This window comes from Pseudoalteromonas sp. PS1M3, assembly GCF_016865405.1.
GTDB lineage: Bacteria > Pseudomonadota > Gammaproteobacteria > Enterobacterales > Alteromonadaceae > Pseudoalteromonas > Pseudoalteromonas marina.
Map to the genome: position 1 here is coordinate 647,133 of NZ_AP022625.1, position 21,306 is coordinate 668,438.

General features: G+C 44.3%; 20 protein-coding genes, 4 pseudogenes and 1 other annotated feature. Of the genes and pseudogenes, 11 read left to right on the forward strand and 13 right to left on the reverse strand.

The genetic code is table 11. The features are described 5' to 3' along the window. Positions 1-13: 13 nt before the first annotated feature. On the reverse strand, positions 14-433 hold the full coding sequence (locus PS1M3_RS19600; RefSeq protein ID WP_203987600.1) for a MarR family winged helix-turn-helix transcriptional regulator: 420 nt from the start codon (positions 431-433) through the stop codon (positions 14-16). A 122-nt stretch (positions 434-555) separates the two neighbouring features. Here PS1M3_RS19600 and PS1M3_RS19605 point away from each other — a divergent pair, with 122 nt between their 5' ends. Both PS1M3_RS19605 and PS1M3_RS19610 read left to right on the forward strand, forming a co-directional pair. Then, on the forward strand, positions 556-1,299 hold the full coding sequence (locus PS1M3_RS19605; protein WP_203987603.1) for a siderophore-interacting protein: 744 nt from the start codon (positions 556-558) through the stop codon (positions 1,297-1,299). A 328-nt stretch (positions 1,300-1,627) separates the two neighbouring features. Beyond that, the gene (locus tag PS1M3_RS19610; RefSeq protein ID WP_058429282.1) at positions 1,628-2,620 is read left to right on the forward strand and encodes a patatin family protein; all 993 of its coding nucleotides are present in this window, start codon (positions 1,628-1,630) and stop codon (positions 2,618-2,620) included. A gap of 129 nt (positions 2,621-2,749) precedes the next feature. Here PS1M3_RS19610 and PS1M3_RS19615 read toward each other — a convergent pair whose 3' ends face one another. Beyond that, complete coding sequence (locus PS1M3_RS19615) at positions 2,750-3,400, reverse strand: hypothetical protein (protein WP_138740583.1); 651 nt, start codon at positions 3,398-3,400, stop codon at positions 2,750-2,752. A 707-nt stretch (positions 3,401-4,107) separates the two neighbouring features. On the opposite strand from PS1M3_RS19615, the gene ltrA reads away from it, so the two are divergent. Beyond that, positions 4,108-5,463, forward strand: coding sequence for a group II intron reverse transcriptase/maturase (ltrA, locus tag PS1M3_RS19620; protein WP_239104505.1), 1,356 nt, complete (start codon positions 4,108-4,110; stop codon positions 5,461-5,463). A 68-nt stretch (positions 5,464-5,531) separates the two neighbouring features. Here ltrA and PS1M3_RS19625 read toward each other — a convergent pair whose 3' ends face one another. Together PS1M3_RS19625 and PS1M3_RS19630 are read right to left on the reverse strand one after the other, a co-directional pair. Beyond that, positions 5,532-6,281, reverse strand: a complete 750-nt coding sequence (locus PS1M3_RS19625) for a hypothetical protein (RefSeq protein WP_138740582.1) — start codon at positions 6,279-6,281, stop codon at positions 5,532-5,534. A gap of 406 nt (positions 6,282-6,687) precedes the next feature. Then, positions 6,688-7,311, reverse strand: coding sequence for a recombinase family protein (locus tag PS1M3_RS19630; protein WP_008110837.1), 624 nt, complete (start codon positions 7,309-7,311; stop codon positions 6,688-6,690). A gap of 269 nt (positions 7,312-7,580) precedes the next feature. Here PS1M3_RS19630 and merR point away from each other — a divergent pair, with 269 nt between their 5' ends. From merR to PS1M3_RS19660, 6 genes are all read left to right on the forward strand, one after another. Beyond that, positions 7,581-8,033, forward strand: a complete 453-nt coding sequence (merR, locus tag PS1M3_RS19635) for an Hg(II)-responsive transcriptional regulator (protein ID WP_203987606.1) — start codon at positions 7,581-7,583, stop codon at positions 8,031-8,033. A 191-nt stretch (positions 8,034-8,224) separates the two neighbouring features. Continuing rightward, on the forward strand, positions 8,225-8,572 hold the full coding sequence (locus PS1M3_RS19640; RefSeq protein ID WP_203987610.1) for a mercuric transporter MerT family protein: 348 nt from the start codon (positions 8,225-8,227) through the stop codon (positions 8,570-8,572). A gap of 46 nt (positions 8,573-8,618) precedes the next feature. Beyond that, positions 8,619-8,903, forward strand: coding sequence for a mercury resistance system periplasmic binding protein MerP (gene merP / locus PS1M3_RS19645; protein WP_008110847.1), 285 nt, complete (start codon positions 8,619-8,621; stop codon positions 8,901-8,903). Beyond that, positions 8,903-9,322 (forward strand): organomercurial transporter MerC, encoded by a 420-nt coding sequence (gene merC / locus PS1M3_RS19650; protein WP_008110850.1) that lies wholly within the window; start codon positions 8,903-8,905, stop codon positions 9,320-9,322. Before merP ends, merC begins: the two co-directional genes overlap by 1 nt. A gap of 20 nt (positions 9,323-9,342) precedes the next feature. Next, entirely contained in the window at positions 9,343-10,782 is a 1,440-nt protein-coding gene (gene merA, locus PS1M3_RS19655; protein ID WP_138687159.1) for a mercury(II) reductase, read from the forward strand. A gap of 113 nt (positions 10,783-10,895) precedes the next feature. Continuing rightward, positions 10,896-11,189: a MerR family DNA-binding transcriptional regulator gene (locus tag PS1M3_RS19660; RefSeq protein ID WP_203987613.1), complete on the forward strand. Its 294-nt coding sequence runs from the start codon at positions 10,896-10,898 to the stop codon at positions 11,187-11,189. 36 nt (positions 11,190-11,225) lie between these two features. On the opposite strand, the gene istB (PS1M3_RS19665) is transcribed toward PS1M3_RS19660, so the two are convergent. Then, on the reverse strand, positions 11,226-11,981 hold the full coding sequence (gene istB / locus PS1M3_RS19665) for an IS21-like element helper ATPase IstB (protein WP_203984839.1): 756 nt from the start codon (positions 11,979-11,981) through the stop codon (positions 11,226-11,228). Positions 11,982-11,992: 11 nt separating this feature from the next. Then, positions 11,993-13,543 carry an IS21 family transposase gene (gene istA, locus PS1M3_RS19670; RefSeq protein ID WP_008466912.1) on the reverse strand — a complete coding sequence of 517 codons (1,551 nt, stop codon included), beginning with the start codon at positions 13,541-13,543 and terminating at the stop codon, positions 11,993-11,995. 181 nt (positions 13,544-13,724) lie between these two features. On the opposite strand from istA, the gene PS1M3_RS19675 reads away from it, so the two are divergent. Beyond that, positions 13,725-13,955 (forward strand): hypothetical protein, encoded by a 231-nt coding sequence (locus PS1M3_RS19675; protein WP_239104506.1) that lies wholly within the window; start codon positions 13,725-13,727, stop codon positions 13,953-13,955. Positions 13,956-14,204: 249 nt separating this feature from the next. On the opposite strand, the gene PS1M3_RS19680 is transcribed toward PS1M3_RS19675, so the two are convergent. Continuing rightward, a protein-coding gene (locus PS1M3_RS19680; RefSeq protein WP_371816617.1) for an IS3 family transposase occupies positions 14,205-15,424 on the reverse strand; the annotation gives its coding sequence in 2 pieces (ribosomal slippage) (positions 14,205-15,154 and positions 15,154-15,424; 1,221 coding nt in all). After that, positions 15,030-15,146 (reverse strand) — a sequence feature (AL1L pseudoknot). Its footprint overlaps the gene before it by 117 nt. A 52-nt stretch (positions 15,425-15,476) precedes the next feature. Between PS1M3_RS19680 and istB (PS1M3_RS19685) the strand changes: the two genes are divergently transcribed. Next, positions 15,477-16,241, forward strand: a complete 765-nt coding sequence (istB, locus tag PS1M3_RS19685; protein WP_008111090.1) for an IS21-like element ISShfr5 family helper ATPase IstB — start codon at positions 15,477-15,479, stop codon at positions 16,239-16,241. A 78-nt stretch (positions 16,242-16,319) separates the two neighbouring features. Here the strand turns inward: istB (PS1M3_RS19685) and PS1M3_RS19690 are convergent. The 6 genes and pseudogenes from PS1M3_RS19690 to PS1M3_RS19715 all read right to left on the reverse strand — a co-directional run. After that, a pseudogene (locus PS1M3_RS19690) lies at positions 16,320-17,045 on the reverse strand (TniQ family protein); the annotation flags it as partial. Continuing rightward, positions 17,042-17,942, reverse strand: a pseudogene (locus PS1M3_RS19695) (TniB family NTP-binding protein). The pseudogenes PS1M3_RS19695 and PS1M3_RS19690, both read right to left, overlap by 4 nt. A gap of 2 nt (positions 17,943-17,944) precedes the next feature. Further along, positions 17,945-19,622: pseudogene (locus PS1M3_RS19700) on the reverse strand (Mu transposase C-terminal domain-containing protein). A 380-nt stretch (positions 19,623-20,002) separates the two neighbouring features. Beyond that, positions 20,003-20,344 (reverse strand): mercuric resistance transcriptional repressor MerD, encoded by a 342-nt coding sequence (gene merD / locus PS1M3_RS19705; RefSeq protein ID WP_138687409.1) that lies wholly within the window; start codon positions 20,342-20,344, stop codon positions 20,003-20,005. Continuing rightward, positions 20,341-20,979, reverse strand: a complete 639-nt coding sequence (merB, locus tag PS1M3_RS19710; protein ID WP_203988068.1) for an organomercurial lyase MerB — start codon at positions 20,977-20,979, stop codon at positions 20,341-20,343. The genes merD and merB overlap by 4 nt, the downstream gene beginning before the upstream one ends. Positions 20,980-20,985: 6 nt before the next feature. Then, a pseudogene (locus tag PS1M3_RS19715) lies at positions 20,986-21,270 on the reverse strand (cation transporter); the annotation flags it as partial. Positions 21,271-21,306: the final 36 nt, after the last annotated feature.

The window sequence follows — 21,306 nt, forward strand, 5'->3', positions numbered from 1 at the left end:
AATGAAGTAAAGATCATTGCATATTTTTGATCATTTGCTGAGCCGTGTTTAAAAAGTCATTGATTTGATTTGGGTTTAACGTTTTACACATTTGATCGTTTACATGTTTTTCTGCGGCCAGTAATTTTTCAAAAAGCACGGCCCCCTGATCTGTAAACGTTAAAATAAAACAGCGCTTATCGTGTTCGCTGGCACACTTATTTATAAGCTTTAAAGCTATAAGTTCTTTTACAAGCCGCGCTATTTGAGCCTTATCTCGTTGGGTTTTATTCACAATGTCGTTTGCTGTGCACTGCGAGGTATTTGCAATAATATGTAAGCAACGTACATGCATTGCATTTAAACCGAGCTCGCTGGCATTAATGGCTTCGCGTATGGTTACCCGGTAGTTTTGCATTAACATAAATAGCGTATTGGCTAAAGAGGTGTTCATAACACATTCCAAATGGTTGACAAAGTCAATTAAATCTATATAGTTGATTTTATCAACCAATGGGGCGTTGTGCAATGTCTGCTTTATAAAGCAGTGATTTTTAATCAATGAGGTTAATTTATATGGCAAAAAAAGTACGCAAAGCAACAGTATTAAGCACAAAGCAACTAACCCCACATTTACAACGTATAGTTTTAGGCTCTGAAGAGTTTACAGATTTAACTTCCGATCACATTGGTAGTTATGTAAAAGTGCTTATTCCAAAAAACGGTGTGGCCGACTTCAATTTAAAAACGGCGTGTATGCGTTCGTACACAATACAAAATGTAAATAAAAGCAATGGTGCAATTACGCTCGATTTTGTTATTAATATGCACCAAGGTCCTGCAACTAACTGGGCTAAAGCCGCTAAAGTAGGTGATGAACTGGCTATTGCAGGCCCCGGTCCTAAAAAGCTAGATAATTTTACCCACCCTCATTATATATTGATGGGCGATTTGACCTCAGTAAACGCTATAAAAGGCTACATTAAGCAATTGCCAATAAACGCCAAAATTGACGCGTTTATTCATGCTCCGACTAAAGCGGATATAATCAGCTTAGATTCAACGCGCCAGGTCACTTGGTTAATAACTACAACGCCAGAGGTTGAGATGGCTAATGCATTAACCACACTACAGCATTATGAACAGCCGCCTATTGTATTTATGGCACTTGAGGCTGGGCTAGTGCGTGAGCTTAAAGCAGCATTAACTAACACGCATTCAATACCAAGGGGCAACATAGTGGCATCAGGTTACTGGAAAAAAGGCTTAAATTCAGAAAACTACAAGTTAGAGCGCCAAGCTAATAAACAAACGGCTTAATTCTTTGTAGCTAAGTAAAATAGGTTATTTAGCTATTTAATACACTCGTCAATACTCATTTTTATTTTAGTTAAGCAAGCGTACACCTAAGGCTTGTTAAAGTAGTGGCATCAATCAGTAATTTACAATTTAAATTAATTGATGTGATGCCTAAATATTTAAAATAAGAAAAACGCATTGGTCATTATTAGCTAAGTGTACTAATGGATAGTTTTTCGTTCTATTTTATCAATCAAACTGATTTAAACAATCAATTTTAAGGCATTACTTTAATTCTATAAAATGTATTTATTGAAACAAACATTACTAAATTAAAGGCAGGTACACCGTGAACTCTCTAAACAGCGCAACAGCTTCTTCAGTAACTAAAATAGCACAGCCTAAGGTTGCGTTAATTGCTGAAGGTGGCGGACAGCGAGGGATTTTCACCGCAGGTGTACTTGATGCGTGGTTAGAGCAAAACTACGACCCATTCGATTTATTTATTGGTACGTCGGCAGGTTCACAAAACTTAACAAGTTATTTAGCACGTCAAAAAGGTTACGCTAAACGCCTAATTAGAGGGCTGTCTCGTAATAAACGTTTTTTTCAGCTAGGTCGTGGCTTAATGGGAAAACACATTGTTGATTTAGACTGGTACTTTGATAAAACCAAAGAAGTAAATAGAGCAATTGACTTTAAAACAGCTAAAACGTCTTTAGGTGAACGTGAGTTACTTATTACTGCTACAAACGCACGCGACAGAAAAGCCTATTACTTATCGCCAACGGGTGAAGAGCATCAATGGAGAGAGCTATTAAAAGCGTCAAGTGCTTTACCATTTTTATACAAACAAGGTGTTAAATTAACGCCTTGGTTAAATGCGCAAGCGGCTAACGAAACCACGCAAATAAACAAAGCCCAAGAAGATTTTTTTCTTGATGGAGGGCTAGCAGCACCATTACCAGTACGCGAAGCGTATAACCGTGGGGCACGTAAAATTGTGGTTATTAGAACGGTAGATGCTGATTTTCAAGCGCAATCTGCATGGGTTCAAAAGCTTAGATCGCTTGCTACAGCTGCCGGTTACTGCCCAAAAACACTCGACTACCTAATTCAGCACGAACAAGCTTACTTAGACGAGCTAAACTTTATGGCAAACCCGCCAAGTGATGTAGAAATTATACAAATTTTTGCAGACGAAACACTGCACAGCAAACTGTTAGGCAGTACAAACGACGATCTACGTAAAGATCATAAGCTTGGTGTAAAAGCAGGCCGTGAATACTTAAAAAGCCAAAATGCACGTATTGTAGATTATGCACACAGCTACGCCATGTAGCTGTGAAGCGAATAGTTTAGAAACAACCGTAAAATATTACTGTTGTTTAACTGAATAAGTCTTTACTAAATATGATAGTCACAGTGATTTGCGGACAGTCATAACCTTAGTCACCTGTTATATTTCAATTTAAATAAACTCTGAGGTTTTTAGCATTTCAGTGAATTTAGTCATGAAGTTGTTGAGTGCTTTATCTGCAGCAGCATCCACCTGATCAGCCTGAATCTCATTAGGTTCATCAGGAATATTAACTTCTGGCATTGGTACTTGCTCAAAGAAACCGAAATCCATTGGATTTAGAGATGTTTTATTTTTAGCGTCATAAATTCTAGCACTCACATAATTTAAAGCATAAGCATCGCATGATCCGAAGATACACCTAGAATATAAACCATAACCTGATAGATAAGCCGATGAGTTTACCCACGCTGGTCCAGATGGAGGATAAACAATAACTATGAAATCTAGGGTGTTTTCTTGAGCAATTTTATCCAGAGTAGCTTTATATTTATCTTTAAAATCAACGTAACTAAATAAGGAGTTCTTGTTTTCAAGAAGACTTGGATTTGCAGTAATTAATTTAGGAATGTGGCCATGGTTTGTCAATATAGTTGATATTTTATGATTAAATTTCTGATGATAATTAGTGTTTGAAGTTTCACTAAGATTTTTATTACTAAAGATAGTCGTGCCAATATGTTGATATGTTGGTGACTCATCTATAAGTAACATTACTCCTATTTTTGATCCTACTTCTGGCTTTCCATAATTTGCTGGCACCGATGCACACCCTACGAGTGACATTAATATTATTGCAATAGTTAGCTTGTACACGAACTCTCCTCGAAATATAACGCCGCGTTAAGCGGACTAAAATTGTGGGTTAAAATGTGTAGCGAAGCGAAACGTAACCCACTGTTTTAGTTCCGTTTAAACGCCTTGTGTACGCCCGACATGGGCATTGACTTATGAGGTGAAAGTCCTCTGTAGGAAGATCACCGTTTAAATAACACACTGTTATTAAACGATAACTACTAGCGAATGGCAAGGGCTAAATCGCGAGATATAGTCTAGAGGAAGCCGCTAGCAAATCTGTGAGCTGATGAACAAAAACATCATATGAGGCGTAGGCTGGAGACGAGCTAGCACAAGATAGCGAAGTCATGTGATCTAACGGCCACCGTAGATGATGCAGTTGTGCAGAGAAAGTCGATGCACCTTATTCGGGGAGATCTGATAAACACGCATCCGCGCTAACGCTTGGAGATTACCAGTTAGGGACTGGTTGTTCAACCCTTGGCGCTTTGGTTGCTGCGACCTACAGCGAGCGAAATAGCAGTAAACAAGCGTTAGTTTCGACGCGCTTTATCGAGTAATCGCTAGAGTGATTTATCAGAAGTCAGCAGACGGCATAGTAGCCAAACGCCCATCGTAATGGAGGGGACACGGTGAAGGCCTGAACATCTTAACCAGAGGAGATACTACAAATGAACTTGAATTCACATAGATCACCGTGTTGTGATAGTGATGAACGGCGTTCGACTGTGAATAATACCTCGAATGAATACAACAAAACAGATCGTGACCTGATGGCAAGGGTACTGAGCAACCACAATATTGGTGCAGCATGGCAACATGTTAAGCGCAATAAAGGGGCTGCGGGTATTGATAATATGAGTATTGAGGAATTTAATGACTTCGCTAAGTTACATTGGCTGGGTATTAAACAACAATTACTTAGCGGCACTTATCAACCCTTGCCAGTCAAACGCGTGATGATACCCAAACCCGATGGCGGTGAGCGAATGCTTGGGATCCCTTCTGTTATCGACAGAGTGATCCAACAAGCTATTGCTCAAGTGATTAGCCCTTACTTTGAGCCTCTATTTTCACCACATAGTTATGGTTATCGCCCTCATAAAAGAGCCAGCCAAGCAGTAAATCATGTTCAATCTTGTGTTAAACAAGGTTATAAAACAGCAGTTGATATTGACTTGTCTAAGTTCTTTGATGAAGTAAACCATGACATGCTGATGAATCGTGTTGGTCGTAAAGTCAAAGACAAAGCACTCATGCGCCTACTTGGTAAATACCTCCGAGCGGGGATCGCAGAGCGCGAAACGGGTCTGTGGTTTGAGTCAACCAAAGGAGTCCCTCAAGGTGGGCCATTATCCCCTTTACTTTCCAATATTTTACTCGATGAATTAGATAAGAAGCTAACCTACAAACACCTTAAGTTTGCACGTTACGCTGATGACATAATCATTTTAGTAAAAACGAAAAGCGAAGGACTCATAATCCAACGGGAAATTACTGCGTTTATCACTCAGCGATTAAAACTCAAAGTGAATGAATCGAAAAGTCGAGTCGGTCCCGTATCAGGCTCGAAATTTCTCGGGTTTACCTTCCGTTACGCTCAAGTGCAGATCCACGAACAAGCGCTAAAGAAATTTAAAGCAAATGTAAGAGAACTCACTAACCGCAACTGGGGGATCTCAATGACCCTACAAATTCATAAACTGACGCAATACTTACGCGGATGGGGATACTATTACCTAATAGCCAATGCTTATCAATTAACGGTGGATTTAGATCACTGGATCCGTCGCAGGATAAGAATGTGCTACTGGCGACAATGGCGTAAACCACGCACTAAAGTACGCAGTTTAATGAGATTGGGTGTTAGCGAGCGACTCGCCATAGCCTGTGGTATCACCAGTAAAGGCCCTTGTAGAAGCTCAAAAACAAAAGGAATTAACATTGCGCTAGGTAATGACTATTTAGCATCACAAGGTTTAGTGTCATTGAAAGATATTTGGATCAATATTCATTACGGGAGATGAACCGCCCATTGCGGACCCGCATGATGGGTGGTGTGGGGGCTGGAGGTTAGAGACCTCCGGCTACCCGATTAAATTGCATTTATGCGCTTTCTTATTTCAGAGCAGATTAACTCATAGTCTTCTTTAGCAGGTGAAAATAAGTTCTTCACATCTTTTTGGGCTTCAAGGAAATTAAATTCTTTGAAAACTCTCTCAAGACTAACATTATTAATATCCTGTGATTTTAAAAGACCTTTATCATATTTTTGTGCTTTTAAGCAGACACGATAATACTCAGTAATTTTATAAGAAACGCTATTGATATCTACACACTTTTCATAAAAGTTTTCAGAAAAGAAAAATGGGCGGTTCTTTCTAAGAAAATCAGCACAAGCGATTATTGATTCCTCAGCTTTCAGAGCATACTCGTCGAAGCTCTCATCATACACTTTAGTATACAAATTAATTAACCTAGCCGAATTATCAATAACTGTGTCTAAGTGCTCCCACAATTTTTTATAAACAGAGCCTTCAACTTCTTTAAGTTTAACTTGATATTGATTGGTTAATTTTACATATATTAAATTATGAATTAATGAAAAAACGATTAATGATGAACCAAATATATAAGCATTAAGATCTGGTACTTCAATATTTAAATCTATATTCAACCACTGCTTGAGTATTGCATTGAATAGCAAATGCTCAATTATCGGGGAAGCAACAATCGTACTTCCAATAATTAATGTGAATTTTGTAGCGAAATTTGAAAATGGACTTCGAATCTTTTTAGAGATCCATAATGCGAATAAATCCCACGTTTCATTAAGTTTTGACACGATGCTTCCTTTGCAATTTAACATGTTTATAGCGAGCTAATCGCGCGTATTTCTACCACAGCGTAGCTCGTTTTCTTATTGGTTTATTTTTAACAAACTTGTCAACTAATTGCCAGTGTTATTAAAATTCATGCGTGCTCGCTTTTCTTCTCAGTATAAAACGAGCGACTGGGTCGTTTTCTTGACTATGCGAGCGACTGAGCTATTACTCTGCATATATACAGCATAAATTCGACGGATTGAAAATAAAAACTCGCTCTGCGTATTTAAATTACATTGCCGACTATATGCTCACTCGACAGTATTAATTAAAAGCCTAGGGTCAAATCTTGACTTCAGACATTAAGATTTTGACTAACTACTTCTTGCTAATAGGGGTTTTGCGCCCATCCCCTCGAAATTAACCTTAGTCTAAATTTTTAAGCTTTTTTCTAACTCTAATTACCGTACTTCGACTAACTCCAACTGCTTCAGCCGTTTTATTAATACTAAATCCAGCTTCAGTAAACGAGGCAATCCTATCATGAGCCTCTAAATCAGGCTGACGACCGTGATAAAGTCCCTTTTGCTGTGCTTTTACAATACCTTCTTTTTGCTTACGTTCACGTTCTCGATATTCTTTATATGCACTGGCCGCTAATATTTCTAACAGCATATTATTAATAGCACTAAGTATTGATCTCATAAAATCATCACTTGGAAAACTGCCAAATGTTAAATGACTGGTTGGTAGATCTAAACTAACAACACTAATTCCTTTTTCATTTATTGAGGCTACAAGAGTTTTCCAATCATCAGGGCTTAGCCTTGTTAAACGATCGATTGATTCAACTAACAAAACATCACCGGACTCTGATTCATCCAATAAACGAATTAGCTCTGGTCTATCTAAAGAATTACCAGATTTATTTTCTATATAAAAAGAAGCAATTCGTTTGCTGAAGCAAGAAACGAATTTTTTTAATGAGCTTTTTGCTCTATTTGCATCTTGCTCAGAAGTTGATGCTCGTAAATATGCTCTTATGAACATTTTTGCCTAATTAGGTCTATTTAGATGGTGTCATATCATATAGGTTTATTTAAGTGGTGTCATTACGTAATTGCCTGTGATATATTAACAGTATCTTTAGGGTGTACTCATGTAGAACTGCATGTAATAACACTAATTTGGACTTTGATAATGAAAAAGGATAAACCATACATTGTTGTGGTTTAATATTGTTGTAACAACGGTAACTTTACTTATTTAATAGAAGAAAAAACAAAATCAATTAGCGATGTTTAAACTGGTATTCATTGATGGTCACTTTAATTAGATATAAAGTAAGTAAACAAAAAGTCAGTAAGGTAATTGATAACGTGTCTAAACGAACCATAAGTATGTTGGCTAAAGAAGTGAGCGTAAATGTCGAGACAATTCGCTTTTATGAACGCAAAGGCTTAATTAATCAGCCACCAAAGCCTATGCAGGGCTATAGACATTACCCGAATGAAACGGTAAACAGAATACACTTTATTAAGCGTTCTCAAGAATTAGGTTTTACGCTAAATGAGATTGAAGGGTTACTTGCATTAAACGATAGCCCATGTAGTAAAGTCCAAGAGTTAGCTAATAAAAAGCTGATCGCAGTACAAAAAAAGATGGCTGACTTGTTGCTGTTAGAACACGCTTTGGAAGAACATTTAGGACAATGCCAAAATAATGATGACGATAGCTACTGCCCAATAATTGATTCGTTGCAACCGAAGTAAACGATTCGGTTAACTACCATTTCCTACTAAAACAGCATATCCAATTTTACGTCTGCGCCTTAATTCAAGTCAGCTTATTCCCCATATTTGTCGTAGCAGATTATCCAATATAAAATTTTTTATAAATCACTCTTGACTCCGTACCTAGGTACATACAATACACTTGCATTATCACTTAATGAGGTATCCATATGAATCAAAAAGAATCAAACCTTCCAATGATAGGAGGCATCATCGCAGCATTAGGCGCAGGCGTATGCTGTGTAGGTCCTTTAGTCCTGCTACTACTGGGGGTTAGTGGCTCATGGATTGGTAATTTAACTGCATTTGAACCCTATAGGCCATTATTTATCGCATTTGTAGTGTTGTTGTTTGGTTACTCAGGTTGGAAAATTTACCGTCCTGTAGAAGAGTGTGAGCCGGGAACGGCCTGTGCAATTCCTAAGAAACAGCAACAACGAAAAGTCATTTTCTGGCTGAGCGCTATAGTTGCGACAATTTTAGTGACCAGTAATTATTGGATACTTTTGTTTGCTTAATATACAGATCAAGAAATTTATAACATTTTAAAATTTGGAGCTAATTATGAAAAAATTATTATTAACCGCACTGCTTTCACTTTCTAGTTTTGGTGCTTTTGCTGAAGTAAAAACAGTTACACTGGAAGTGCCAACGATGAACTGTGCGACATGTCCAATCACAGTTAAAAAGTCATTAGAAAATGTTGATGGCGTTGAAAATGCGAAAGTTACCTACAAGCCTAAGCTAGCTGTTGTTTCTTTTGATGACACTAAAACCAACATCAATGCATTAATTGCAGCGACTACCAACGCTGGCTACCCTTCAAATTTAAAAAGTGAAAATAAGTAATGTTTAGCCCCTTAGAACTAGTTACGCGTATCGGAGATAAAGCAGGCTCTATAGGTGCACTTGTTTCGGCAATGGGATGCGCCATGTGTTTTCCCGCGATAGCTAGTCTTGGTGCGGCAATTGGGATGGGATTTCTTAGTCAGTGGGAAGGGGTATTTATCAATACGTTGTTACCACTGTTTGCAGTATTAGCGCTGGCAATGAATATCTTAGGTTGGTTTAGTCACCGCCAATGGCAACGCACTCTCATAGGCATAACTGGACCTGTTTTAGTCTTATTATCCTTATACCCTTGGTTTCAATATGGCTGGAGTTCATACGCTACCTATACTGGGTTAGGACTGATGGTTGCCGTATCAATTTGGGACATGGTTTCTCCAGCGAATAAGCGCTGTGACGATGAAACTTGTACCGCTTAACGTTTAAAGAGGAATAAAATATGTCAACGAATAGTTGTTGCTCGTCAGATAACTCTCAGCCAGAACAGTTACATGTCGCCATTATTGGTAGTGGCTCAGGAGCTTTTGCCAGTGCTATTAAAGCCGCAGAAGGCGGAGCAAGAGTTACTATCATTGAGGGAGCTGATGTTATCGGAGGTTGCTGTGTCAATGTAGGTTGTGTGCCTTCAAAAATATTGATCCGTGCTGCACAATTAGCGCACCAGCAGCGTACTAACCCGTTTGATGGTTTAGAGAATATTCAACCACAACTTAGCCGCTCCTTATTAGCACATCAGCAAAATGCTCGCGTTGAAGAATTACGCGATGCTAAATATCAAAGTATTTTAGAGAACAACCCCGCGCTATCTTTACTTAAAGGTTATGCGCGTTTTAAAAATGAAAATACCTTGTTAGTTCAAAAGTCTGATGGTAGTGAAGAAGAGTTAGTTGCAGATCGCATTTTAATTGCTACAGGCTCTACACCAAGCGTTCCACCTATTGATGGGCTAATTGATACTCCTTATTGGACATCAACCGAAGCTTTATTTTCGGAGGAGTTACCAAGTAGTCTGGTTGTCATCGGCTCTTCTGTTATAGCACTGGAAATTGCACAAGCTTATGCCCGTTTGGGTAGTAGTGTAACAGTATTAGCACGACATACGCTTTTATATGCAGAAGATCCGTTATTAGGTGAAAAGCTGACTGAATGTTTTGAAAAAGAAGGCATTCGTGTACTTAATAATACGCAAGCAAGTCATGTTTCTTATGGTAGCAATGGGTTTTCATTGGAAACTGACGAAGGAACATTAATCGCTGAAAAATTGCTTATTTCTACTGGTCGCCATGCAAATACTGGCAAGCTTGGTTTAGAAAACGTTGGTGTTAAAACAGATAAAAGTGGTGCCATTGTTGTTAATAGTATGATGGAAACATCAACAGCTAACATTTATGCCGCAGGTGATTGCTCCAATATGCCACAGTTTGTCTATGTTGCTGCTGCTGCCGGAAGTAGAGCCGGAATTAATATGACGGGTGGAAATGCACAACTCGATCTATCTACCATGCCTGCTGTTATATTCACTGACCCACAAGTTGCTACGGTAGGTCTAACTGAAGAACAAGCTTCAGCGGAAGGAATAGATACGATAAGTCGTGTACTTGATATGGAAAACGTACCTAGAGCATTAGCAAATTTTGAAACTGATGGATTTATCAAACTAGTTGCAGAAAAACAAACAGGTGAGATATTAGGCGCACAAATACTCGCGCATGAAGGTGGTGAACTTATACAAAGTGCAGCATTAGCCATTCATAACAACATGACCGTAGAGGATTTAGCAGGTCAACTATTTCCGTATTTGACGATGGTTGAAGGATTGAAGCTATGCGCTCAAACCTTTAGCAAAGACGTTAAAGAGCTATCTTGCTGCGCGGGGTAATCATTTAACGGTAATATACTTATAGAAATGTTAATGGAGTGCCAATTGATTGAATGTAATCAAGATATATTAAGGCATTCCATTAACAACACAAATTGGAAACATGCTAAACCATGATTAAATCTAAGGTTGAAAACATTCCTGTTGGTGAAGTCAGTTTTTTAACGGAGATCCCTGACATCAGTAAGTTCATTAATAGTGATGATGATGCGTTGGATTTTCCTTTGAGTATTTCTCAACTGGCACAAGCTGCACAAACGTCTGTCCATACTATAAGGAATTATGCACTTGAGAATATAATACACTGCGAAGAAAAAACTAAATCAGGTTATGCCCTCTACGGTTTATGTGCATTAAAGAGATTGCGTATTCTCATGACTTTGATCACCGATTCTCATCAGCTTTGATCGCTTGATTTATCATTTTGTAGAGCCATTTTTAAATTAACTTAACTGATCATCATCAGTCAATTCATTTAACTGTTTTCGTATCGATTCTCCTTTTAAATTCAACTTAATTGCACCATGAATCAGCCTATCTAAAATAGCATCAGCGTGCGTTGATTCGCCGATCATTTGGTGCCAGTTTTCCTGTGGTAACTGACTAATGATGATGTGTGATTTATAACCATATCTAGCATCGATTAATTCAAGTAAGTCGCTTCGTTGCTGAGCACTGAGTGGCTCTAGCCCCCAATCGTCTAAAATAAGTAAGTCGTATTTAATGAGTTTACCCAATAATTTTCGATAACTGCCATCGGCCTGTGCTAGAAATAGACTTTCAAGTAATTCTTTTAATCGAATATAGAAGACACTTTTTCCTTGTAAACAGTGCTCGTGACCCAATGCACACGCGAGGTAGGTTTTGCCACAGCCTGTGGCGCCTGTAATTAATATATTCTGATGTAAACTCAGCCAGGTGCTTTGGCTGAGGCCGCGTATTTGTGCTTTATCTAGATTACGCTTCGGCGAGTAAATGAGTTGATTTAACTGACCCGGTACGCGGAATTTTGCTTGTCGCACCAGTCGCTCTATTTTTCTTTGGTTACGCGTATCAATTTCATGCGTTAGCAATAAACTGACGCGCTCTATAAAGCTTTGTTCTTGATATAGGTTTGGCTGTTCAAGCTGCTGCTTGAGTGCTTGCTTTATACCCGATAACTTGAGCAATTGAAGTTGCTGATTAATTGTTTCTATCATGTTTACATTCCTTAATGGTAGTAATCTGTGCCACGTATGTTGCTGTGTGTAATTGGCTTTTCTGGCTCTGTTTGGAGTGTGGGTAATGGTTGTTGGTCTAACCCTTTTTGCAGCATTTGCTTAATAGATCTGTGTGTGGTCGTATTCATGCAAATTGCTCGGTAACATGCTCGCTCGAGGCGTTCTTTTGAATACGTTTTAGCTAAACTTAATACCCCTAAACAGGTGCGATAAGCTTGCTCTGGATGACGTTTGCTATTAAGCAATAATTCAACGACTTGATGAGTATAATCACCGATACTCAATGCCCATGAGCGTAAATTTATCGGTGACTGCTCATGCTGTTTTTGATGCGCCTTTGGCATATGATGTGTCTGTGTCGTATGTCCGCCTAAACGGTTTGAGCGAGGATGCTGTGCTATTAAAGTGCCGTCATAATAAAGCTGCACGAGTTGATTGGATATGTGTGCGCGTAATTGTTTTTTAACCCACAGATAAGGCACGCTGTAGTAATGTTTTTCTATTTCAACATGGTAATCAATATGCACACGTACTGTTTTGATTTGTGTATATTGATAGGGCTTTTCAGGCAATGGCTTTAATGCGTTTTTATCCACCATATCAAATAGCTGTTTGCGTGATTGTTGATATTGCTTCATCACCTTATTGTTCATCATATCCAGTAGCTTTGCTATTTCATGATTGAGTTGCGCTAAGCTGTGGAAGGTTTGGTTACGTAAGCGTGCCATGATCCAACGCTCAACAATTTGTACGCCGACTTCAGCCTTCGATTTATCTTTGGGTTTATAAGGTCTAGCCGGAATGACAGCAACGTTAAAGTACTCGGCTAACTGGTGGTACGTCGGATTTAAATCAGGCTCGTAGCGACAGGTTTTACTGACAGCACTTCTGAGATTATCGGGAATAACAACGTCAGGAACGCCGCCTAAAAATTCAAAGCAACGCGCATGACTCATTACCCAATCTTCAAGTTGCTGACTATACGTTGCTTCAGCATAGGTATAATTTGATGCACCTAGTACAGCAACGAATATCTGAGCAGTGCGCTTTTCTTGTGTCGTCGGACAAGTAATGGTAATTGTGGGGCCACAATAATCCACAAACAGCTTTTCACCCCCTTTATGCTGCTGACGCATTGAGAGTCGCTGGGTACCTAACCATTGTTTATAAGCTCGGCAGAAGTGACTGTAGCTGTAATAAGGCTCACCCACTTTTTCAAGTAACTCATCAAATACGAGCTGTAATGTTAGGTGTTTATGTTGTTTTAAGTCTTTATTGATATTTAACCAGTCAGGCGTTGGGTGTCTTTTTTTACGCGTTGAGAAGCGCTTGAGTTTGGTGTTGAAAAATGTATTTTGCTGTTTATCCTCTGGTATTGGCCATTGATTTAAGCCTAACTCATTGGCCTTTTTAAGGTAATTAGCCACAGTACCAGGTGAAATATTTAAACTTCTGGCAATCTCTCGATGGGATAATTGTGCTGAGTACTTCAGCCGTAAAATGGAATGTAATTTACTCATAGATATAGGTCTTGTTGTCATTGTTGTTATCCTCATCAAACGATTCAGATAACGGTTTAACACACCTACAAAAATGATAAAACGTGAACTCGGTTACGAGTGGTATTAAGCTTTGATCGGCAAAATCATTAAGAGCATAAATGTGATCATTTACAAGTGATTTTAGTGATCAAAGCTTAATGAGAATAAGCGATCAAAGTTAATGCAATTGGGTGATCAAAGCTGGAGAGAATATGCAAAGAGATTAAAGTTCATTCGAGCAGCAAGGGCGGCAGGTCTTCTTGTAGTTGATATCAAGCCATTACTAATGGCAATAGATGCAGGAGAAAGAAAAGTTCCTGAAGACATCCAAAAGCTGCTACTTACTAAAATCGAGCATAGAAAAGTATTTTTAAATCTAGTAACAAACCAAATTGAAGAGTTTTGCAATTAGAACAATTATAGAACAGTTCATGGCTCGACTAAAAACTTGTTAGCTTATCTGTTTTCTATCAATGTTAGCTTGTATATATCAAGCATATAGAATATCAACACCTCCAATTTTTAATGGCACTTTGATGCGCAGTACCTTTTGAATTAGAAATACAAACAGATGGCATTCTTTAACTTATTGATTCTACATCACTAAGTAAACCAGCTAAGTTGAATCGCCCCGAGTTCATCGGAGACCAGTTTGTTTAAGTCAGGCCACTTTACCTGACTCGTTTAAATTATCATAGTAGTCTGTTTCATATTGAGCTGGTGAAATATACCCAATTGAAGATAATAAGCGTTGATTATTAAACCAATTGACCCACTCTAACGTTGCGTATTCAACAGCATCAACATTCTTCCACGGGCCATTTCTGCGAATAATCTCTGTTTTAAATAATCCATTTATTGTTTCAGCCAATGCATTGTCATAAGAGTCACCCACACTGCCTACAGACGCTTGAATTCCAGCTTCAGCAAGTCGCTCAGTGTATCGTATAGACAAATATTGGCTGCCTCTGTCGCTGTGGTGAATTAACCCTTCGGGGTTGCCACGATGCCAAATAGCTTGCTCTAACGCATCAAGAATAAGCTCTGTGTGCATTGTCGTTGATACACGCCAACCTACAATGTATCGTGAAAAAACATCTATCACGAAAGCGACATAAACAAACCCACTCCATGTGGCAACATAGGTGATGTCAGCTACCCAAAGTTGATTTGGCTGCTCAGCAGTAAATTGACGATTAACTAAATCAAGTGGCTTATCTTGTTGCTCGTCAGGTATCGTTGTCTTATGTGCTTTACCCCGACGAACACCTTGAATTCCCATAACTCGCATCAATCGTTCGACTGTACAGCGGGCGACTTGATGGTCGTCAAGCTGTAGCTGCTTCCATATTTTTCTTGCACCATAAACTGACATATTATCCTCCCACACTTCGCGAATGAGTATTATCAGCTCAGCATCACGCTTTTTGCGGTTAGACAGTCGCTCAGGCTCTCTTTGTATCTGTTTATGAGAATAATACGTTGATGGTGCAATCGGCAATTCCTTGCAAATTGACTCGACACCGTAATGCTCTCTGCAAGCATCAATAAAATCCACTATTACTTCTGTTTGCGGTCGAGCTCCGCTTGGGCGAAAAAAGCGGCAGCTTACCTCAGGATATCATTCGTTCGCTTGAGCTCTTTATTCTCGCGCTCTAAGACGGCAAGGCGTTCTTCAGTTGATTGCGTATTAGAAGAGGGTTTAGACGGTTGAGCTTGAGATTTCTTGACCCATGCTCTAAGTGTTTCTGGGGTACATCCCAGTTTATCTGAAATCGATACTAGCGCAGCCCAAAGAGAAGGGTATTCATGCTGTTGTGTGGTAACAAGCCTAATTGCACGTTCACGAAATTCTGATGTATAGCGATTTGATTTTTTCATAGTTCCAGTTTCTCAAGTTATTGAGTCTCTGGCAAACACGGGGCGATTCATTATGCAAAATATCAATCAACAAGTTAATAATCAGTTAAGTAATTTAAAGCTAAGCGGCATACGTGATGCGCTATTGCAGCAATACGAGCAACCCAATTTATACGTTGAACAAAGCTTCGAAGAGCGGCTAAGTTTATTGCTTGAACATGAAATAACGCAGCGTGATCAGCGTAAAATAGATCGCCTAACGCGACAAGCAAAGTTCAGAGTTGGCGGCACACTTGCCCAACTCAACTATGGCGCAGCACGACAACTCGATAAAGCTCAGATCCGTTCATTAGCACAAGGTGAATGGCTTCGTCTTCACCAAAACATCTTGATCACAGGAGCAACAGGTTGTGGCAAAACTTACCTCGCTTGCGCGCTTGGTCAAAACCACTGCCAACAAGGGAGTAGCGTTTATTATTTTAGGCTCAAAGAGCTATTAGAAAAGATGTTTCTAGCGCAAGCCGATGGTAGTTATCGAAAACTGATCAACAAGCTTAGCTCTGCCAATTTACTGATCTTAGATGATTGGGGATTAGAGCCATTAACGGCTCAACAACGGAGTGATTTACTGGAATTAATTGATGCAAGATATGATACAAAATCGACCTTAATAGCGAGTCAATTACCGATAGAAAATTGGTATGAAATGATCGGAGAATCGACACACGCGGATGCGATTCTAGATAGGCTTGTGCACGGGGCGATAAAGTTGGAATTAAAAGGCGAGTCGATGCGAAAAAAACTAAATTTCTTGACTGATGCCGATCACTCAAGTTAGATTTTACTGAGGTCTACTGACAGACAAAAAAGTGATCGGCTTGAATGGTATTGAGCGATCGGCATCATGGTATTACGCAGCGTAGGTGCCGCACGTCGAAAGCGGGGTGTTCAGCTCATCGAGCAGCGTGCGTAGCAGCCTAAACCACAATCCGGCGTGGATGCGTCGGCGCGGCAACTCCACGTGGCCGGTCGTCAGTGCCTGCCAGGTACGCTGGTCCATCGCCGCAATCGCGTCGCTGGCAGTGCGCGGTTCGGCGTCGGCGTTCTCCCAGCCGAGAAACCGCCCTGGTACGCCCCAATAGGATTCCAGCCAGCAGCCATGCAGTGGGCAGCTCAGCATCAGGGGCAGCTTCCACGCGAGCAGTACGGCTTGGTTCTCCGGATCGTTCAGGCAGAGCGGACAGGCGCGGTGTATCGGTTGGGTGGGCAGCCAGGCACGCCAGCTCGTGATGGATCGCGTCTTACGGCGGAGTCTCGGCAGCAGTACCGAGAGCTGGAACGCATAGGTTTCCAATGCGGCTGGAATCTGATCATCAAGGCTGTCCAGTAGCCAAGGCACCCAGCCGGCGAAACTCATGCAGCGCAGCCGATCCAGCTCGATACCGCTCCGCTGGGAGAGCATCGCCAGCAGCGCCAGTGGTGGCGCGGTGTCCAGGTCATCAACCTGGCCGTGACCAAGATCGTGCTCCAGCAGCTCGGACACTTCCATGTGATAGCAAAGGGCCACGCGGTTGAGCCACGAAGACAGGGCTTCGGCTTCCCTGGGTGCCGGATGCAGTGGCCAGCGTGGCGCTGGCTTCACATCAGTTCCCGCTCGAATTGCCGCCGCCGCTCGCTGGGACCGGTGTAATCGGCCATGCTGAGCGTGCGGTGGTTGATCGCTTCCTCACCACTCTCCACGGCGGCCACGGCCGCCGCCATCAATAGGTGCGCCAGCTCGCCAATAGTGCCCTCGCTGCGCGTGAGCAGGTAGCGAGCCATGTCCAGCGTGGCAATCGACGAAGGTCGCCGCAGCGGGAGCGAAGCTGGCCAGCAGTGAACAGCAATCGTCGTTGGCCTCCCACACCGGCAGCATCATCGGCTCGAAGCGATTTTCCAACTGGTCATCCGAGCGGATGGCCAGGTAGGCGTCGCGTGTGCCCACACCGACCAGCGGGATGCGCAATTCGTTGCCGAGGAAGCGCAGCAGGTTGAGGAATTCCCGGCGGTTGACGCTGTTGCCGGCCAGGACGTTGTGCAGCTCGTCGATCACCAGCAAACGCACACCGAGCTTGCGCAGCAGTGTCAGCGCCAGTTGCTCTATTTCCGGCAGCCGTGGGCGCGGTCGCAATGGTGCTCCCATCGCCGCGAGCAGCGCGACGTAGAAGCGGATCACCGATGGCTCGGACGGCATCTGCACGACCAATACCGGGATGTGCTCCTGGTCGGCGTCGGAGCTGGCCGGGTGGGCGCGGCGGAACTTCTCGACGATCATCGACTTGCCGTTGTTGGTTGGACCGACCAACAGCAGGTTGGGCATGCGTTGTTTGTTTGGCCACGTATACAGGGCTTCCAGCCGGTTCAACGCCTCGACTGCTCGCGGATAGCCGATCCAGCGGTCGGCGCGAAGGCGATGGATGCGCTCGTCCGCCGGGAGACGGGCCAAGCCCTGGGCCGCCGGCAGCAGGTGGGACAGGTCGATGATGGGATATTCGTCCACGGCTACCACTCCTCAATCTGGTCGAACGGTTTGGCAGGTGGCTGGTTGTCCGCCTGCGGGTCTGCCATGTCCGTGTCCGCTGGTGGCGTGGTTTTGACAGGTTGTTCCGTTGACTTGAGATGCTGGCGTCGATCCGCGTCGCGCCTTGCGCGTGGCTTTCTGCGCAGTGGTCACGATTTCGCGCATCTGCCCGATCATGCGGAACAGCGCCGACTCATCCACCTGTTCGCGCCCTTGCTGCCGCAATTTCGCCAGCGCCTGCCGTTGTTCCCAGAGGGTGACAGCCGGGTGCGACAAGGTACGGTATGGAATTTCCAGATAGTGCTGCCCCTCCGGCTCCAGCACCCAAATGCGGCTGATGTCGCGTGGGTCGCGCCGGATCAGGAACGCAGGCAGGCGGTCGCGCCGAGCTATCCACGGCTTGAGCGCATCGGCGTAGTAGTGGATGTGGTCGATGACGAAGCCAGTGCGGGTCAGGGTGCGGCGGAGGACGGGCAGGAAATCGACCAGAAAAGCCGTGGTGCGAGTGATGACGGTTGGAACGCCGGTACGCGCGACAGCTTCGGCCCAGCGTGCGGCCGGCGGTTGGAGCAGGCCGTTGTGCACGGAGCCGTGATAGGTGCCAACCGCCAATGCGAGCCAGCGTTCCAGCTCGCGCAGTGTCAGGGCGGCCATCTTCTCGGAGGCGTATTCCCCGCGCTGGTCAGGGTTGGAGAAGGTCGTCCCCGGCAATTCGTCGTGGATCATTTGCATCGCCGTGCCGATGATCCGTTCCACGATGCCGCCATAGTGCGGCTGCCCGAGAGGCCGATAGTCCAACCGGATGCCATGCTGCTCGCAGCCACGGCGTAGCGCCTCGCTCTTGAATTCGGCCGCGTTGTCCAGGTAGAGCAGCGCGGGCTTGCCGCTCATCGGCCAGTCCATTTCCACGTCCAACCTTTCCAACCAAGGGCGCTTGTCGCAACCGGCGTGTGCGAGGCACAGGCCGACCGAGACGGCAGATGGCGCTTCTAACGTGACCACCATGCCAACCACGCAGCGGGTGAACACGTCGATGGCGAGGGTCAGGTACGGACGGCCAATCGGTTGCCGGTCGCGCTCGTCCACCACGATCAGGTCGATGACTGTGTGGTCGATCTGTACCTGCTCCAGCGGTGCGGAGACTGGCGGAGGAACACCGCCAACACCTTGCAGGATGCGGGACGCATCCTGGCCTTCCCGAAGTCGAGTGGTCTTGAGTGGATCAAGGCTGGCGATCCGCAACGCGACCGTGTTGCGCGCCGGCATCCGCAGCTTTTGCAGCTTGCACACCCGCGCAACTTCACGGTGGAACGCCGCCAAGCTGCGCTTCTGCTTGGTCAGGAAGCGCTTTTGCAGTAGCTCGCGGATGATTCGTTCGACCGACTCCGGCAAGCGGCCTTTACCTTTGCCACCGCTCGACTGTCCAAGAGCCAAATCAGTGACCAGCCCCGAACCTTGCCGGGCACGGCGGATCAGGACGTAGACCTGCCGCCGGGACAGACCCAGCGCCTGGGCTGCTGCGTCGGCCGCTTCATGCCCGACCGTCTCCGACTGCGCCAACGGCCCAATGATCTCCGCGCGGCAGCGAGCACGCTCCCATGCCTGTTCTGACAGGGTGGCTACGCCGCGCTCGGCAATCGGTACGGTATCGGTCGCCATGCTCGCCTCGCTTTGGTGCACACGAGTATTGAGCATAGACGAGTTTCGTGCAGAGGAGTCCTGATATCGGGCTGTCAGGAGCCGTATGCACAGCAGGCTTCATGTCTCGTTGATTGGTGCAGTCGTCTTCTGAAAATGACAATACGCTACCCGGCTTGTCGGCTGTGCCTTTGCCGTCGTTGGCCGCTGAAAGTTGACCGGACAGCAAGAAAGGAAGGGCCCCTTCCACACCAACGCCAGGGCCGCGATGTACAGGAGCAGGCAGGCGCCAAATCCGCGGGCAAGCAGTTTCATCGCAAGTTTCTTGTCCATCAGTTGCTTTCCTTAAAATGGTACCTTGGTCATCCTTAAGTAGCGTGCTCCTCACAGCGAAAGTGAGGTTATGCACTGGACGCCAACTCGCCTAAAGAGGTCTCGATCACCATCAGCTCTTTTCGGCGCACATCGATCTTCCGACGCAGTTGCTCGACACATCCGTGCAAGTCTTCGCTATCGCCTGCGTCTAACGCTCTGCAAAGTCGCGTCAGTTGATCGAGCCTGATTCCGGACTCGAAGGCTGCGCGTAGAAAGCGCAACCTTCCTAGTGTTTTGCTATCGAAAACGTTGTAGCCACCTTCGGTTCGCCGGGTGGGGTGTAACAGGCCGCGTGTCATGTAGTCGCGCACAACATGCACACTGACGCGCGCGTCTTCAGCCAGCTTCGATATCGAATACGCATTCATAGTGTACTTCGCTCGCTATCTTCTAACAGCTTATGCGCGATCTCATGCCCGAGACCGAATGCACTCTCGACAGGCACGACTTCTATCCCCTGGTGCGTCAAAGCCCATGCATTTGCAGCAGAAGGTGATGCAAAAAAGTGCACATGACAGCAAAAGGAGCAGCGAATGTCAGGTGAAGTACCCGGCGTTAGCAGTGACACCATTGTTTCTGCCGGTTCGACATCAAGCACTGCTTCTGGCGCAACTGTGAGAGTAATCGGCGTACCGGTGGCAGCACAGCGAGAGGCGACACGGGCTGTCTTGCCAATCAAAACAGGAAACATCAAGGTGTCGAGCGCACACCAGGTGTATAAGCGGCGCCCCTCCACTTCAAAAACGTGAGGGGTTTCGCGAAGTGTTAGAGCAAGGCCAAGGATATTGCCCTGTTCGTCATATTCGGTACCGGGCGCCTGCTCAAGTACGGTTGCAACTCTCTGCGCAGGCCAACCGAGCGCGGCGTCGAGCGCTACGAGTGAAACAGGCCTTCCCAGCACAAGCTGACGAAGGAGCGTAACAAAAAGGGTTGCGAACTCCTCTGGATGATTGCCAGATGAGAGGCTTTCAGCAATCTTTTTGGAATAAATAGTCTTGTCCATGTTTGTAACGGCGACGTGCAGTCCGTCCCCATCACCACCAGCCTTGTCGCCACCGCCCAGCAGTCTGCCCCGCGCTGAAGTGGATGGGGCATCGGCGGGTGTGGCCTTGTAGCCGAGGCCGGCCACAGCGGCGGTCAGCGCCTCTGGCGAGGTGCCGGGATCGGTGGCGAGTTGCGCGGAGCCTTTCGGGTAGGACACGAGCGCCGACAGCACGCCCGGCACTTTCTCCAGGGCGTCCTTGACATGTGTCGCGCACGAGTCGCAGGTCATTCCGGTGATATTCAAATACATTGCATCGTTCCTTTTCGTTTCGGCAATTGCCAATGC